Raw genomic sequence first — 14,971 nt, forward strand, 5'->3', positions numbered from 1 at the left:
CGCGCCCTGAAAATGCCAGGGGCACAGGCTTTGTCAGCCCTCGGAGGGTTCGATCATTTCCATGCGGGTGGCATGGCGGCCGCCTTCGAATTCTGCCGCAAGAAACGCATCAACGATGTCCAGCGCCAACCCCTTGCCAACAACGCGCGCGCCAAGCGACAGCATATTGGCGTCGTTGTGTTGGCGGATCATGCGGGCAGAAAAGGTATCGGCACAGACGCCGCAGCGGATGCCTGCAACCTTGTTGGCCGCCATCATTATGCCCTGGCCGGTGCCACAGACAAGGATACCCAGCTGGCAATCTCCCGACGCAACCCGCTCGGCGGCGGCCCGGCCGTGTTTCGGGTAGTCGGTGCTTTCCGGCGTGGTTGGGCCGATGTCGATGACCTCCCAGCCCTGCTGCGCGATATGGTCGGCAATGGCCTGTCGGAGCGGAATGTCAGCATGGTCGCTGGAAAGAACGATGCGCGGTTTGGCAGTCATTGAGGCGGTTCCCGTGTCCTGTGGTGGCATGGTCTTAGGCGTTGAGCCACTACGGCCCGGCCCTTGAGGCAGTGTATCGCGATGCCCTGTGTCACAGGATAGCATGGGCCGCAAGGTGGGTCACCCATCTGCTGGCCGCGCCATGGGGGGCTCTGGGTCACTCCAGCTGGATGACAACAGTTTCCTGGGCCCATCCATCCAGCAGGCAGCGTGCCTGGATTTGCACCTGCGTAGTGCCTTTGGGCAGGGAGACATCGCCAAGCGATCTGGTGAAGGGCTGTTCGTGTTCATGCGGGTGGGCGAGGGGGCGCAGGCCCAGTTCCTTGCCCTGCATGTTCAGCGCGCGCCAGCCATCTGCGTAGTGTTCCCAGCCGGTATCGGGATGCGATAGCGTGACGGAAAACCGCCAGGTCGCACCGGTGCGTTGCGCGTCGACCGCCTCTATCTTGGGGGAATCTGCCAGCGTGGGCAGCGCCCAGAGGCTAGTGAACAGGCAGACGGACATGGGGAGGCTGTGGTATTTCATGCGGCCAGCCTAGCGGCGCTGCGACAGGGGGGAAGTCACGATGGCGTGTGCCGGGGCGATCGGGGCATCGCATGGGGTAAATCCGGGGGCTGACAACTTCAGGCTTGCCACTTGGGGTGAATTGGTAATATATTTTTACCAAATATCACGCCAATCGGTAGCCCCAAAGGAGAGCCCCATGGAGATGCCCCCCCCAGATCCCGCCATTCTGGCCCGCAAGGCGCATCTTGTTGCGCGATTGGCGGCGGTGCTGCCGGGGGATGCCTTGATCCAGGATCCGCGTGAAACCCGCGCCTATGAATGTGACGGGCTGGCGGCCTATCGCTGCCCGCCGTTGCTGGCGGTGCTGCCACGCAGCACACAGGAAGTCTCGGATATTTTGCGGATCTGCCATGAAGAAGGCGTGCCAGTGGTGCCGCGCGGGGCCGGAACCTCTCTGGCGGGCGGTGCGCTGCCGACGGCGGATAGCGTGATTCTAGGGGTGGCGCGGATGAATGGGGTGCTGGAAACGGATTACGAGGATCGGGTGATCCGGGTGCAGTCGGGGCGCACCAATCTCAGCGTTTCGGGCGCGGTCGAGGAAGAAGACTTCTTTTATGCGCCCGACCCGTCAAGCCAGCTGGCCTGTGCGATTGCCGGCAATATCGCGATGAACTCAGGCGGGGCCCATTGCCTTAAATACGGCGTCACCACCAACAACCTGCTGGGCGTCACCATGGTGATGATGGACGGCACAGTGGTGGAAATTGGCGGCGCGCATCTGGATGCGGAGGGGCTGGATTTGCTCGGGGTGATCTGTGGCAGCGAGGGCCAGCTGGGCGTGGTAACCGAGGCCACCCTGCGCATTTTGCGCAAACCCGAAGGGGCACGGCCCGTCCTGATCGGCTTTGACAGCAATGAGGTGGCAGGAACCTGCGTCAGCGATATCATCAAGGCGGGAGTGCTGCCGGTGGCAATTGAATTCATGGACCGCCCCTGTATCGAGGCCTGCGAGGCCTTTGCCAAGGCGGGTTACCCGATGTGCGAGGCGCTGCTGATCATTGAGGTAGAAGGCAGCGAAGCCGAGATCGCCCATCAGTTGCGCCTGATTGTCGAGATTGCCCAGAGGCACAACCCGGTAGAGCTGCGCGAAGCCTGCGACGCGGACGAGGCGGCGCGCATCTGGCTGGGGCGCAAATCCGCCTTTGGTGCCATGGGGCAGATCAATGATTACATGTGCCTGGATGGCACCATCCCGGTGGGCTCTTTGCCGCTGGTGCTGCGCCGCATTGGCGAATTGTCACAGGAATACGGCCTGGCCGTGGCTAATGTCTTTCACGCGGGCGACGGCAATATGCACCCGCTGATCCTGTTCGATGCCAATAAGCCTGGTGATCTCGAACTCTGCGAAGAATTTGGCGCCGAGGTCCTGAAGCTCTGTGTGGATGTTGGCGGCTGCCTGACGGGGGAACATGGTGTCGGTATCGAGAAACGTGATCTGATGCTGTATCAATATACCCCCCGCGATCTGGAGGCGCAGTTGATGGTCAAAGATGTCTTTGATCCCAAATGGCTGCTTAACCCGGCAAAGGTTTTTCCCTTGTCGATCAGCGAAGATCGGCGTCGCGCGGCGCTGGCGGCGGAATAGTTGGACATGAACAAGATGTTGACCCCTCACAGCGAGGCCGAGCTGGCCGAGTGCATCGCGGCGGCCCATGCTCCGCTTCATATCATTGGTGGCGGCACCCGCGGCTGCGCGGTTGCAGGTGATGCCCTGACAACCCAGGGCCTCAGCGGGGTTGAACTGTATGAGCCCGGCTCTCTGACGCTGGTGGCCAAGACCGGAACGCCCCTAGCCGAGATTGAGACCCTGTTGGCCAGCGAAGGCCAGCGCATGGCCTTTGAGCCAATGGATATGCGCGGCCTGCTGGGTTGCAGTGGCGCGCCAACAATTGGCGGAGCCTTTGCGGTCAACAGCTCTGGCCCCCGGCGTATCCAGGGCGGCGCTGCGAGGGATTACCTGCTGGGCGTGCGCTTTGTCGATGGCAGCGGTCAGGTGATCAAGAATGGCGGTCGGGTGATGAAAAACGTCACCGGCTATGATCTGGTGAAATTGATGGCCGGGGCGCATGGCACCCTTGGCGTGTTAAGCGAGGTTTCGCTGAAGGTGCTGCCGATTCCTGAGGCCAGCGCCACCGTGAGCCTGGCTGTGGCGAATCTGGCTGTGGCGGTTCAGGCGATGTCAGCGGCGCTGGGCTCTCCCTTTGATGTGACCGGGGCCGCCTATGATCCGGCGGTGGGGTTGGTGCATATCCGGCTGGAAGGATTTGCGCCGTCTGTTGCCTATCGCCAGGAAAAGCTGACGGCCGATCTGGCACGTTTCGGCACGGCAGAGACCCGGCACAGTTCTGAGGCGCTCTGGCAGGATATTGGTTTTGTTGCGGCCTTTGCGGGACGTGTCGGGGATGTTTGGCGCATTTCGGTCAAGCCCTCGGATGCGCCGCGTCTTGCCCCGCTGCTCGGGGCCGAAGCGCTGCAGTTTGATTGGGGCGGCGGGCTGATCTGGGCGCTGACGCCAGAGGGCGCAGACCTGCGGACCTGCATGGCGCAGGCCGGGGTGATGGGCCATGCCACCCTGGTGCGCGGCAGTGGCGAAACGCTGGCGACGCTGGGGCGTTTCCAGCCACAGGTCAGACCGCTGGAAGAGATTTCCAAAGGGCTGCGGCAGCGGTTTGATCCGCGTGGCCTGTTGAATCCGGGCCTTATGGATACAGCCTCAATGACACCTGGGGTGATGGGATAGATTATGCAGACGACATTCACCGAAGATCAGCTGAAAGACCCAAGTGTTGCGCGCTCGAACGAGATCCTGCGCGCCTGTGTGCATTGTGGGTTCTGCACCGCTACCTGCCCGACCTATCAGGTGCTGGGCGATGAATTGGACAGCCCGCGAGGCCGGATCTATCTGATCAAGGACATGCTGGAAAACAACCGGGTGCCGGACGCCAAGACGGTCAAGCATATCGACCGCTGCCTGAGCTGCCTGGCCTGCATGACCACCTGCCCGTCGGGGGTGCACTATATGCATTTGGTGGATCACGCCCGCGCCTATATCGACAAGAATTACCAACGCCCGTTGACTGATCGACTGCTGCGGGCGGTGCTAGCGCGCATCCTGCCCTATCCAAACCGGTTCCGTCTGGCCTTGTTGGCGGCCAAGATCGCCAGCCCGTTCAAGGGGATGATGCCGGATCCGCGTCTTAAGGCGATGCTGGAGATGGTGCCAAAGCAGATCCCCCCAGTCAGCTGCAATGATGACCCACAAAGCTTTGCGCCGCAAAGCCCGCAAAAAAAGCGGGTGGCGCTGATGACGGGCTGTGCGCAGAAGGCGCTGAACACCGATATCAATGATGCCACCATTCGTCTGCTCACCCGGCTGGGTTGCGAAGTTGTGGTGGCCGAGGGGGCGGGGTGTTGCGGCGCGCTGACCCATCACATGGGCCGCGAAGACGAGAGCCACGCTACAGCCGCCAAGAATATTCGCGCCTGGAATGCCGAAATAACCAACAAAGGCCTGGATGCGATTGTTATCAATACCTCGGGCTGTGGCACCACGGTCAAGGACTATGGTCATATGTTCCGCAATGACCCTCTCGCTGCCGAGGCGGCGCAGGTTTCGCAGCGCGCTATGGATATATCAGAGCTGCTGATGCAGCTGGATCTGCCGATGGGCAGCGACAAGGATCTGACCGTTGCCTATCACGCCGCTTGCTCGCTGCAGCATGGGCAACAGATCAAGACCCACCCCAAGACCCTGCTGAAACGCGTGGGCTTCAAGGTGGTCGAACCCGCTGACAGCCATCTGTGTTGCGGCTCTGCCGGTACCTATAACCTGATGCAGCCCGAAATCTCGGGCGAGCTGAAGGCGCGCAAGGTGAAAACACTGGAAGCCAAGTCGCCGGATCTGATTGCGGCGGGCAATATTGGCTGCATGATGCAAATCGGTTCGGCGACGGACCTGCCCATCGTGCATACGGTGGAATTGCTGGATTGGGCGACAGGTGGCCCGCAACCACCCGCGCTAAGCGCCGAGTCGCGGCCCTATACCGGGGTGCCCATCCTGCGCTAATCTGCGGGTTCCATGGCAACAGTCCGGTGGCATCAGGGTTTATTTTCACGCCGGGCTGTCATTTGCGCCCGCTTGCCGTATTTTTGCCGGAGCCTGCGGATAAACATGCGGGGAACTGGCGAAGGAGGCAGATGTGCAGGGATTGCGGTTTGGTGCAGGAGTGCTTGGGCTGGTGTTTGGCCTTGTGGTGGCTTTCCCATATCTGGCAGGGGCCAAGGACAGCCGTTTGCAACCCATGGAAACCTCTGAGGCCGGGCGCGGCTGGGAGGCCGTCGGGCGGCTGGATGTCGATGGCGAAGGCTTTTGCACCGGCGCGCTGATTGCACCAGATCTGGTGTTGACGGCGGCCCATTGCCTGTATGATGCGCGTAGTGGCACCCGGATGAAGCCAGAGACCATCGAGTTTCTGGCCGGCTGGCGCAATGGCCGGGCGTCTGCCTATCGCACGGTGGCGCGGGCAGTGGTGCACCCTGACTATATTTTTGATGGCGAGGTTTCGACCGACCGGGTGCGCAAGGATATCGCCCTGTTGCAACTGCAGCGCCCGATCCGCAATACTACGGTGATTCCTTTTCAAACGGATAGCCGCCCGCGCAGGGGCACCGATGTCGGGGTGGTGTCATATGCGCATGACCGCTCCGAAGCGCCCTCGATCCAAGAACTCTGTGCCGTGATGGCGCGGCAAGACGGGGTGCTGATCATGTCTTGCGACGTTGATTTCGGCTCTTCCGGCGCCCCGGTATTTTCCTTTGAAGGCGGCAAGCCGCGCATCGTGTCGGTGGTCTCTGCCAAGGCCGAGGTCGACGGCAAGCGGGTGTCCCTGGGCGCGGCGCTGGCAGAAGAGCTGCAATTGCTGCGCTCCCAGTTTACCTCTGCTCGGATTGGCAGTCGCCTGCCGGCCGGCGTGGGCCGCGTGCAGGTTGGCGGTGCGCGGCCCACTGGTGGGGCCAAATTTATCCGCCCGGGCGGATAAAACCCGGCGCGCACGCCCCTTGAAATCGGGTTGGACATGCATATTTTATCTGCTGTCAGGGTCGCCAAGATGGGGCCCCGACAGCAGCCGCCCGTCCCACTGGGAGGGCCTTTGAATGTCGCTCATATCTGAGGATATAACCATGCGTAGACTAGATTTTGCACCGCTGAACCGCGCAACCATCGGCTTTGATCAGATCGCTGATCTGATGGATCGCGCCCTGACCAATGATGTCAGTCAGCCCAGCTACCCCCCATATAACATCGAAAAAACCGACGATGACAGCTATCGGATCTCGATTGCTGTCGCCGGTTTTAGCGAAGATGATCTCTCTGTTGAGGTGAAGGAAAATGCCCTGGTGGTGTCTGCCCGCAAGGGGGAAGAAGACGAGAGCCGCAGCTTTTTGCATCGCGGCATTGCCACCCGTGCCTTTGAGCGCCGCTACACCCTCGCCGACCATGTACGCGTGACCGGTGCCAGCCACGCCGATGGCATGCTGCACATTGATCTGCACCGCGAAGTGCCCGAGGCCTCCAAGCCCCGGCGTATCGAGATCAGTACGACTGGTCCAAAACAAGCCTCGATCGAGGCCGAAGCGCAGTCTGTGAACTAACGCCTAGCCACGCCAAACCTTGTTCTGTTTGATGGCTTTCTCCAGAGGCCGAAACAGACCGTGCATAGCCCCAGGTCAGCTTCTGTCCTGGGGCTATGTGTGTTTACGCTGCCCTTCTGGGGCACTCCTGCCAGGAAGATGGATAAGCACTTACCAAGTGGTAGGTTGAATGACTTACCATTTGGTAAGTGCTTGGCGCCATGCTAGGATCTGACTGTCCCTTCAGGAGAAAGCGCCCATGCCGACCCTTGCCCCTACCCGTACCCGGCTGTTGCAGGTGGCCAGCATTAGGCTGGCAGAGCGGGGCTATCATGGCACTAGTCTGGCGGCAGTCGCCGAGGATGTTGGGGTTAGCAAGCAGGCCCTGCTGCACTACTTTGGCTCCAAGGCGCTGCTGTATCGCGCCGTGCTGGATCAGCTTGGCCAGGATCTGTTGCAGATGTTGTTTTCAGCCATGCAAGACGGGCAATCCGCCGAACAGCAGCTTGACAGTTTCTTTGCCGAGCTGACCGCAAGAGCGGTGCAGGATCCCTGGCTGCCCTCGCTGTTGCTGCGGGTGCTGATCGAGGACCGGGAGGCTGAATCCGGGGACGCAGCGCTACCGCTGCCCCTGCAGGATTTCCTGGAGCCACTGATTGCGGTGATCCAGGCAACAGAACGCTTGAAGGGCGCCAGCTTTGCGCAGGCTCTGGCCACGGCACTGCATCTATTAGGCGGTGCCTGCCTGTTCCCGGCGGCGCAGGCCGGGTTGGCCCAAAGGTTTGGGCCGGTGGTGGTTGAACAGCTGCGCGACATATCCCTGACCCAGATCCAGGCTTTGCGCGCGACCAGGCAATGAGATACCCTGCACAGCTTTAAGGTGAATTTGGCCAACATTATCACTTGTGCGATGTACCTATTAGCGATTTAGTTGGGGCAAATCTTCAAGCATTGCAACTAAGAGGCCAGGAAATGGATCCGAAGGACATTGAAGAGATGCAGGCAAGTTTTGCGTCAATCTATGGGCGAAAGGCGGAATTTGCGGATCGTTTCTATGTTCATCTTTTTGCCCGGATGCCAGAGGCCGAAGCAATGTTCGTCGGAGATTTTGCCAAGCAAAAAGAGATGTTTGCCGCGATGTTGACCTATTGTCTTAAGGGCATTTCGGACCACAAAAGCCTGGTGCACGCAGGTGATGCCCTGGCCAAGACCCATGCGCGTTTTGACCTTGGCGCACGTGAAGCTGAACTGGCGATTGATGCGATGATGGCGGCCTTTGATGATGTGCTGGGGGGTGATCTTGCCCCAACCCAACGCGAAGTCTGGCGGTTGGCAATTACCCGGATCGCGGGGTTGGTCCTGACGGACACAAGCCAAGAACACTGAATTTTGCCTATAGGGCCTACTGAGCAGCGGATAACCGGGCCGGGTTGTCACTGCGGGCTCCAGTTAATCTACTGGAGCCCGACGCATATCTGGACTGGGTGTTGCTGGTTGGCAGGTCGTTCACACAGCCATGCAGATGTATTTCATTTCCAGATAGTCTTCGATGCCGTGGTGGCTGCCTTCGCGGCCCAGACCGGACTGTTTGATGCCGCCAAAGGGGGCAACCTCGGTGGAAATGATGCCGGTATTGACGCCGACAATGCCATATTCCAGCGCCTCGGCGACCTTGTAGACGCGGCTTAGGTCCTTGGCGTAGAAATAGGAAGCAAGGCCAAAGATAGTGTCATTGGCCAGTGCGATGACCTCGTCTTCGTCGTCGAATTTGAACAGAGGCGCCAGCGGGCCAAAGGTCTCATCAGTGGCAAAAGCCATGTCGCGGGTGGCGCCGGTGACGATGGTGGGTTCAAAGAAGGTTCCCCCCAGATCAGATGCAGCACCGCCCAAGATAACCTCGGCGCCTTTGGCCTTGGCATCGGCGATGTGCTCTTGCACCTTCATCACAGCCTTGTCGGTGATCAGCGGGCCAAAGAGCGTGTCTTCCTCTAGGCCATCCCCGAGCTTCATCTTGGCGACGGCCACTTTCAGCTTGGCGGCAAAGGCATCATAGACGCCGGCCTGCACGTAGATCCGGTTGGCACAGACGCAGGTTTGCCCGTTGTTGCGGAACTTGCACATGATGGCGCCCTCAACTGCGGCGTCGAGATCGGCATCATCAAAGACGATGAAGGGCGCGTTGCCGCCCAGCTCCATCGAGCATTTTGTCACCGTATCTGCGGCCTGGCGCATCAGGATGCGCCCCACCTGGGTTGATCCGGTAAAGGTCAGCTTGCGCACGGCGTTGTTCTCGCAGAACTCCTTGCCGATTTCCGAAGCATCGGTGGAGGGCACAACGCTGAAGACACCAGCCGGAATGCCGGCACGATCAGCCAGAACGGCCAGGGCGGTGGCCGACAGCGGCGTCAGTTCGGCCGGGCGGGCGACAAAGGCGCAGCCCGCAGCCAGCGCCGGACCGGCCTTGCGGGTGATCATCGCATTGGGGAAATTCCACGGGGTGATAGAGGCGGCAACGCCAATGGGCTGCTTCAGCACCGTGATGCGTTTGTCACGCTGATGGCCGGGGATGGTCTCGCCGTAGATACGTTTGGCCTCTTCGGCAAAAAACTCGATGAAAGAAGCGCCATAGGCGATTTCGCCACGCGCCTCTGCCAGGGGTTTGCCCATTTCCGCCGTCAGGATCACCGCCAGATCTTCCTGGTTTTCCATCATCAGATCAAACCACTTGCGCAGTACGGTGGCGCGTTCCTTGCCGGTCCATTTGGCCCAGTCTTTCTGTGCGGCCTCGGCCTGGGCGATAGCGCCGGCAACCTGTGCACGGCTGAGATCGGCCACCTGGGCAATCACATCGCCGCGGGCGGGGTTGGTCACATCAAACTGGTTGTCGCCATCAATGAACGCGCCGCCGATATAGGCGCGGGTTTCCAATAGGGTGGGATCGCTCAAGAGCGATTTCAGCTCGGTGGTTTGTTGCAGCATTGGGGCCTCCCGGAGTGGATATGCAGGCATGGAAAACAGTTGCCCCTTCATATGTCCAGTAAGAACGATAAGTCCAGATTTGATCAAATCCATGCTGAACCGGTGCCAAGCATCTCTTGGGGCAGGGAGGGGCTGGGTCACCCAAGGGGCAGCCCAGTAGATAGTTTGACAATGGCAGGCAGAGCTTGTCACTTAGAGCGGCAAGCAGGAGAGACAGATGACGATCGATTTAGACGACGCCTATGCCAATGGGGCCTATATTGTCGGCGCAGAGGGCTATCCTGCGCGCTGGGCGGCCTCGGCAGAGGATTTTCGCAATAGTCTGCATGAGCGGGCGCGGCTGGATCTGCCCTATGGCGATGGTGCGCGGCAGCGATTTGATCTCTTCCTACCTGAAGTCACCCCAAAAGGCGTTTTGATCTTTGTGCATGGCGGCTATTGGCTAGCCTTTGATAAAAGCACCTGGTCGCATCTTGCGGTGGGAGCGCTCGCCCATGGCTGGGCGGTGGCGATGCCGTCCTATGATCTGTGCCCCGAGGTGCGGATCGCGGATATTACCCAACAGGTGGCCAGCGCGGTGACCCAGATCGCACAGGAACTGCCAGAGGTGCCGATCTCGCTGGCAGGCCACTCTGCGGGCGGCCATCTGGTGGCGCGTATGTTGGACCCGGAGGTGCTGTCGCCTGTCGTGGCAAAGCGGTTGAAGATTGTGGTGCCGATCTCGCCGTTGGCGGATCTTGTGCCGCTGCTGCGCACCACAATGAACAGGAAGTTTCAGATGGATGGCCCGGCAGCCAAGGCCGAAAGCCTGGTTGAAATGCAGGATCGATATAGCGTCGATGTCACCGTCTGGGTCGGCGCCGAGGAACGTCCGGCCTTTCTGGATCAGGCGCAGTGGCTGGCGGATGCCTGGCAGGCGGATCATGTGATTGCCTTTGGCAAGCATCACTTCAACGTGATCGACCCGCTGGCGGATCCGGCCAGTGACCTGGTGCGCCTGCTGACAGATTAGTCTGCCATCTGTGATCCTGGCTTGCTGGACGGGCGGCCGCGAGGCCGGGCTGGACCCGCGCGCAGGAATAGCGGACAGGGGCGGGTGCCGGAATCACTTGCCTCTGGCGCGTTCCAGGGGCATTTTACAGCCAGGCCGGGCGATGGCGTCGCCACATGGCAGTCTTTTGGGCGATATGCAGCACAGGCGCTGCCAGGCCCAATTGCGGCAGCCATGGGTCTTTCTCAACATTCCGTCCTGTACGCCAGGACCTTTCTGTCAAAAGGAAGGATCCAGCATGACTGCACGTCCTGACATGTACCGCTTTCACAACGGTGAAAAAGCACCCCTACAATTTACCACCTCTGAATATGAGGCCCGAATTGCCGGGTTGCGCAAGATTATGGAGCAGACCGGCACCACAGCCGCTGTCTTCACATCGATGCATAATATCTCGTATTATTCGGGGTTTACCTACTGCGCTTTTGGCCGCCCCTATGGGCTGGTCGTCACTGCGACTGAAGCAGTGACCATTTCCGCCGGTATTGATGCGGGCCAGCCCTGGCGGCGCTCTTTTTGCGACAACATCACCTATACCGACTGGCAGCGCGACAATTTCTGGCGGGCCATCAGATCGGTGACGGGCGAAAGCGCAGTGGTGGGCTATGAAAGCGACCATCTGACACTGCTGCAAAAGGCCAAGCTGGAGGCGTTTCTCAGCCCTGACCGGATGGTGGATCTTTATGCGCCGACCATGGTGCAGCGCATGGGAAAATCCGAGGCAGAGCTGGAGATGATCCGCGCCGGGGCTGCGGTGGCTGATGTGGGCGGCTTTGCCATCCGCGAGGCGATCAAGGAAGGCGTGCGCGAAATCGACGTGGCCATGGCCGGACGCGATGCCATGGAGCTGGAAATTGCCAAGCGGTTTCCAGAGGCCGAATACCGCGACAGTTGGGTCTGGTTTCAATCAGGGATCAACACGGATGGGGCGCATAACCCGGTGACGGCGCGCCGCTTGCAACGCGGCGATATCCTGTCGCTGAATACATTCCCGATGATTTCCGGCTATTATACGGCGCTGGAACGCACCCTGTTTGTAGGCGAGGTGGACAGCGAGAGCCTGAAGATCTGGCAGGCCAATGTGGCGGCGCATGAATATGGTATTTCGCTATTGCAACCCGGTGCCAGCTGCGCCGAGATCACCCATAAGATCAATGCCTTCTTTGAAGAGCGCGACCTGTTGCAATATCGGACCTTTGGCTATGGACATTCCTTTGGGGTGCTGTCGCATTACTATGGCCGCGAGGCCGGGCTGGAGCTGCGCGAGGATATCGATACGGTTTTGGAGCCGGGGATGGTGATCTCTATGGAGCCGATGCTGACCCTTGCTGAAGGACAGCCTGGTGCCGGGGGCTACCGGGAGCATGATATCTTGATCATTCATCCGGATGGAAATGAGAATATTACCAAGTACCCTTATGGGCCTGCGTTCAACGTCGTGGGTTAAGGGCCAGCGCTGCGTGACGGGCAGAGCCGAAGGCTCCCGCCCAGGTTTGATCCCTGCCGGGATCGAACCTCGTTGGGCTGGGCACCGCGCCAGTGCGCGGTGCTGTCGGGAGCGATTGCAGGTGGTGCATCTGGCCGCAGGCCGTTGCGCGACCTGCTGCTTTGCGCCGGTTGCACCCTGGGGCAGGGCTTCCCCCTTGCTTTCAAGGACAAACCACTTATGAGTAGCAGCCACCCCCTCTCTTGCAAAAGGGGGCTCTGTTGTGATGCTGTGCTGTACAGCCGCCCCTGTTTGCAGGGGAGACCCGCGTCAACAGATGATACCTGCTTCAGAAAAGTGACCAAGCCGCACCATGGATGACCCCCACGACCGAAGATTGACCGAGTTCGCACTGATTCAGCTATTGCCGAACATCATGACCGTGGGGGCGATCTGCGCCGGACTGTCGGCCATTCGCTTTGGCGTGCAGGGCAATTATGTCCTGGCGGTGCAGCTGATCCTAGCGGCGGCTATCCTAGATGGACTGGACGGGCGGCTTGCCCGCGCCCTGGGCAGTGACAGCAAAATGGGGGCCGAGCTGGACTCGCTGGCGGATTTTCTCAACTTTGGGGTTGCGGCGCCGCTGGTGATCTATTTCTGGGCGCTGCAGGACATGAGCAATGCCGGCTGGATTTCGGTGCTGGTGTTTTCGGTCTGCTGCGTGGTGCGCCTGGCGCGATTCAACGTGGCCACCAAATCGGAAGAGGTGAGCGAGGTCGCCAGCGGCTACTTTGTTGGCATTCCCTCACCTGCGGGGGCACTGCTGGCGATGCTGCCGATGTTTGTCTCTTTTGCCTTTGATACCGGGGGCGGATTTCCCAAGTTGTTGATCTGTTTTCACATGGTTGTCATCGGATTGCTTATGATTAGCCGTATTCCGACTTGGTCGCCCAAGATGGTCCGCATATCGCGCGAAAACGTGAAGTATTTTTTGGTGGCCTGTGCCTTTGCAGGCGCCGCAGTTCTGACCTACGCTTGGACCACATTGGTTGTGCTTTGCCTGAGCTATATTGTTCTGGTGATGTGGGGGTTAATTAAAAAAACGCCGGGGTAAACCCGGTGCCTTGGGAGAATTATACTTTGGATATAAAATCTGTTGAGACCTCGTATGCCCGTTGGGCACCGGTCTATGATAAAACATTTGGGGCCGTGACGAGCGCAGGTCGTCGTCGCACCGTCGAATTTATCAATACCCATGGGGGATCGGTGTTGGAGGTGGGCGTCGGGACGGGCCTGTCGCTGCCCGACTATGGGACAAATATTGCCGTTACCGGCATTGATTTTAGCGCAGACATGTTGGCCAAGGCCCGCCGCCGGGTGGCGGAAAAGGGGCTGAGCAATGTGACAGCCCTACGCCAGATGGATGCGCGTCAGCTGGATTTCCCGGATAATAGTTTCGACACGGTTGCCGCGATGCATGTGCTCTCGGTGGTGCCAGAGCCAGAACGGGTCATGGCAGAGATTGAACGGGTGCTGCGCCCCGGCGGCAAGGTGGTGATCTCGAACCATTTCAAAAGTACGCAAGGCGTACTGGCATCGATCGAGAAGTTTTCGGCCCCCTTTGCCAATGTGTTGGGCTGGCATTCCGATTTCGCGATTGAACGGGTGCTGCAGGAAGAGGGCCTGCGGGTCGAGATCCAGCAAGCCCTGCCTCCTTTTGGCATGATGACCTTTCTGGTGCTGTCGAAACCGCATCGTAACTAGACGGGCCTCTGCCGGGGTGGAGTTCTAGAGACTGGGCGGCAGGGAGACCCGCCAGGGCGGGGCAAGCGGCAGCCCCGGTTATCAGTGGCTAGATGTGCTGGCCATGGCAGAAGAGGAGCCGCACATGTTTGCCTTTCTACGCCTGATGGTGGTGCTACTGATCTGTCTGACCCCAATCTACTGGGGGCTGCTGCTTTACGCCCGGGCGCGATGTCGGGCGCGGCTGTCGCAGCGTTGGCAAGAGAAGGGGTTGACCACAGGTCGGCAGGCCTTCATCCAGCGGGGGTTGAAACGCTATGATCGCTCTTTCCAGCGCAGGCTGGTCTTATTGGTCTATATTCTGCCGCTGGGCGCGATTGCGCTGGTGATCTACCTGGTTAACTTTAGCTGAGAGGCATGTCCGATGGCCTATATCAAATGGGGTGTCCTGATCACGATCTGGTCCATTTTTGCGGGTTTTTTACACTATACCCTGCCGCAATATGATGTGGTGCGGATCGTCAACACATATGAAGAACGCCAGGAGCTGGACAATTGGAAACGTATCTTCTGGTCCACCCCAGATAACCCAACGCAGGCCGCTGTGACGCGTGATGTGCAGTTTATTCAGGCCTTTCGCGCCAATGGCGATGCCATCGTCTATCGCAACGAGGACACCGGCTGGCACTGGCCACCCTATTTCAAGTTCGATACCGCCAATCTGTATTCCGAGGCCAATGACGCGATCTCGACCAAGGATAATCCTGAATGGGTTTCGGTGCTACACTATGGCTGGCGCAGCGTTTTCCTGTCGACCTTTCCCAATGCGATCTCGATCAAGCCAGTGGCCGGCCCTGAGGACAAGCCATTCAATTGGATCAGCACGGTCATCCTGGTGCTATTGGCAGCGCTGTTCTGGGCGATCTATGTGCGCTGGCGCAGATTTCGCCGCAGTCGGATTGACCCGATGTTAGAGGATGTCGAAGACGGGTTTTATGCCGCAGGGGATGCGCTGTCCGAACGGCGCAGCCGTCTGAGGCGGTGGTTGTCCAGCTGGCGCAACTAGCCTGCTGGCGATCCTTGACACGAA

General features: G+C 59.7%; 16 protein-coding genes. 13 read left to right on the forward strand and 3 right to left on the reverse strand.

Features of this window, described 5'->3' with window-relative positions:
- Window positions 1–33: 33 nt before the first annotated feature.
- Both rpiB and LRK71_RS09080 read right to left on the reverse strand, forming a co-directional pair.
- Window positions 34–483 (reverse strand): ribose 5-phosphate isomerase B, encoded by a 450-nt coding sequence (rpiB, locus tag LRK71_RS09075; RefSeq protein ID WP_232402789.1) that lies wholly within the window; start codon window positions 481–483, stop codon window positions 34–36.
- A gap of 157 nt (window positions 484–640) precedes the next feature.
- A complete protein-coding gene (locus LRK71_RS09080; RefSeq protein WP_232402790.1) occupies window positions 641–1,009 on the reverse strand; it encodes a hypothetical protein in 369 nt (122 codons plus the stop codon).
- A 178-nt stretch (window positions 1,010–1,187) separates the two neighbouring features.
- On the opposite strand from LRK71_RS09080, the gene LRK71_RS09085 reads away from it, so the two are divergent.
- The 7 genes from LRK71_RS09085 to LRK71_RS09115 all read left to right on the forward strand — a co-directional run bounded on the left by LRK71_RS09085 (window position 1,188) and on the right by LRK71_RS09115 (window position 8,068).
- On the forward strand, window positions 1,188–2,636 hold the full coding sequence (locus LRK71_RS09085; protein ID WP_232402791.1) for an FAD-linked oxidase C-terminal domain-containing protein: 1,449 nt from the start codon (window positions 1,188–1,190) through the stop codon (window positions 2,634–2,636).
- A 15-nt stretch (window positions 2,637–2,651) separates the two neighbouring features.
- Window positions 2,652–3,791, forward strand: coding sequence for an FAD-binding protein (locus tag LRK71_RS09090; protein ID WP_232403410.1), 1,140 nt, complete (start codon window positions 2,652–2,654; stop codon window positions 3,789–3,791).
- Window positions 3,792–3,794: 3 nt separating this feature from the next.
- Window positions 3,795–5,117 (forward strand): glycolate oxidase subunit GlcF, encoded by a 1,323-nt coding sequence (glcF, locus tag LRK71_RS09095; protein ID WP_232402793.1) that lies wholly within the window; start codon window positions 3,795–3,797, stop codon window positions 5,115–5,117.
- 133 nt (window positions 5,118–5,250) lie between these two features.
- The gene (locus LRK71_RS09100) at window positions 5,251–6,090 is read left to right on the forward strand and encodes a trypsin-like serine peptidase (protein ID WP_408635992.1); all 840 of its coding nucleotides are present in this window, start codon (window positions 5,251–5,253) and stop codon (window positions 6,088–6,090) included.
- Window positions 6,091–6,232: 142 nt separating this feature from the next.
- Entirely contained in the window at window positions 6,233–6,703 is a 471-nt protein-coding gene (locus LRK71_RS09105; RefSeq protein ID WP_232402795.1) for an Hsp20 family protein, read from the forward strand.
- A gap of 238 nt (window positions 6,704–6,941) precedes the next feature.
- Complete coding sequence (locus LRK71_RS09110; protein WP_232402798.1) at window positions 6,942–7,541, forward strand: TetR/AcrR family transcriptional regulator; 600 nt, start codon at window positions 6,942–6,944, stop codon at window positions 7,539–7,541.
- Window positions 7,542–7,654: 113 nt separating this feature from the next.
- Window positions 7,655–8,068: a globin domain-containing protein gene (locus LRK71_RS09115; RefSeq protein WP_232402800.1), complete on the forward strand. Its 414-nt coding sequence runs from the start codon at window positions 7,655–7,657 to the stop codon at window positions 8,066–8,068.
- 120 nt (window positions 8,069–8,188) lie between these two features.
- Here the strand turns inward: LRK71_RS09115 and LRK71_RS09120 are convergent, their stop codons facing one another.
- The gene (locus LRK71_RS09120; protein ID WP_232402803.1) at window positions 8,189–9,661 is read right to left on the reverse strand and encodes an NAD-dependent succinate-semialdehyde dehydrogenase; all 1,473 of its coding nucleotides are present in this window, start codon (window positions 9,659–9,661) and stop codon (window positions 8,189–8,191) included.
- Between the two features lie 223 nt (window positions 9,662–9,884).
- On the opposite strand from LRK71_RS09120, the gene LRK71_RS09125 reads away from it, so the two are divergent.
- The 6 genes from LRK71_RS09125 (at window position 9,885) to LRK71_RS09150 (ending at window position 14,947) form a co-directional block, all read left to right on the forward strand.
- Window positions 9,885–10,673 carry an alpha/beta hydrolase gene (locus LRK71_RS09125; protein WP_232403414.1) on the forward strand — a complete coding sequence of 263 codons (789 nt, stop codon included), beginning with the start codon at window positions 9,885–9,887 and terminating at the stop codon, window positions 10,671–10,673.
- 277 nt (window positions 10,674–10,950) lie between these two features.
- A complete protein-coding gene (locus LRK71_RS09130) occupies window positions 10,951–12,159 on the forward strand; it encodes a M24 family metallopeptidase (RefSeq protein WP_232402805.1) in 1,209 nt (402 codons plus the stop codon).
- Between the two features lie 352 nt (window positions 12,160–12,511).
- On the forward strand, window positions 12,512–13,252 hold the full coding sequence (gene pssA, locus LRK71_RS09135) for a CDP-diacylglycerol--serine O-phosphatidyltransferase (RefSeq protein ID WP_232402808.1): 741 nt from the start codon (window positions 12,512–12,514) through the stop codon (window positions 13,250–13,252).
- Window positions 13,253–13,278: 26 nt separating this feature from the next.
- Entirely contained in the window at window positions 13,279–13,902 is a 624-nt protein-coding gene (locus tag LRK71_RS09140; protein ID WP_232402810.1) for a class I SAM-dependent methyltransferase, read from the forward strand.
- Window positions 13,903–14,026: 124 nt separating this feature from the next.
- Window positions 14,027–14,293 carry a hypothetical protein gene (locus tag LRK71_RS09145; RefSeq protein ID WP_232402812.1) on the forward strand — a complete coding sequence of 89 codons (267 nt, stop codon included), beginning with the start codon at window positions 14,027–14,029 and terminating at the stop codon, window positions 14,291–14,293.
- A 12-nt stretch (window positions 14,294–14,305) separates the two neighbouring features.
- The gene (locus LRK71_RS09150) at window positions 14,306–14,947 is read left to right on the forward strand and encodes a DUF1523 family protein (RefSeq protein WP_232402814.1); all 642 of its coding nucleotides are present in this window, start codon (window positions 14,306–14,308) and stop codon (window positions 14,945–14,947) included.
- Window positions 14,948–14,971: the final 24 nt, after the last annotated feature.

It is taken from the genome of Pseudophaeobacter flagellatus (assembly GCF_021228235.1).
GTDB classification, from domain to species: domain Bacteria; phylum Pseudomonadota; class Alphaproteobacteria; order Rhodobacterales; family Rhodobacteraceae; genus Pseudophaeobacter; species Pseudophaeobacter flagellatus.

Coding starts and splice junctions, on each gene's coding strand:
- LRK71_RS09130 (WP_232402805.1), top strand. CDS start 10,951: ATGACTGCACGTCCTGACATGTACCGCTTTCACAACGGTGAAAAAGCA.
- glcF (WP_232402793.1), top strand. CDS start 3,795: ATGCAGACGACATTCACCGAAGATCAGCTGAAAGACCCAAGTGTTGCG.
- LRK71_RS09145 (WP_232402812.1), top strand. CDS start 14,027: ATGTTTGCCTTTCTACGCCTGATGGTGGTGCTACTGATCTGTCTGACC.
- LRK71_RS09105 (WP_232402795.1), top strand. CDS start 6,233: ATGCGTAGACTAGATTTTGCACCGCTGAACCGCGCAACCATCGGCTTT.
- rpiB (WP_232402789.1), bottom strand. CDS start 483: ATGACTGCCAAACCGCGCATCGTTCTTTCCAGCGACCATGCTGACATT.
- LRK71_RS09120 (WP_232402803.1), bottom strand. CDS start 9,661: ATGCTGCAACAAACCACCGAGCTGAAATCGCTCTTGAGCGATCCCACC.
- LRK71_RS09150 (WP_232402814.1), top strand. CDS start 14,306: ATGGCCTATATCAAATGGGGTGTCCTGATCACGATCTGGTCCATTTTT.
- LRK71_RS09085 (WP_232402791.1), top strand. CDS start 1,188: ATGGAGATGCCCCCCCCAGATCCCGCCATTCTGGCCCGCAAGGCGCAT.
- LRK71_RS09080 (WP_232402790.1), bottom strand. CDS start 1,009: ATGAAATACCACAGCCTCCCCATGTCCGTCTGCCTGTTCACTAGCCTC.
- pssA (WP_232402808.1), top strand. CDS start 12,512: ATGGATGACCCCCACGACCGAAGATTGACCGAGTTCGCACTGATTCAG.
- LRK71_RS09115 (WP_232402800.1), top strand. CDS start 7,655: ATGGATCCGAAGGACATTGAAGAGATGCAGGCAAGTTTTGCGTCAATC.
- LRK71_RS09090 (WP_232403410.1), top strand. CDS start 2,652: ATGTTGACCCCTCACAGCGAGGCCGAGCTGGCCGAGTGCATCGCGGCG.
- LRK71_RS09110 (WP_232402798.1), top strand. CDS start 6,942: ATGCCGACCCTTGCCCCTACCCGTACCCGGCTGTTGCAGGTGGCCAGC.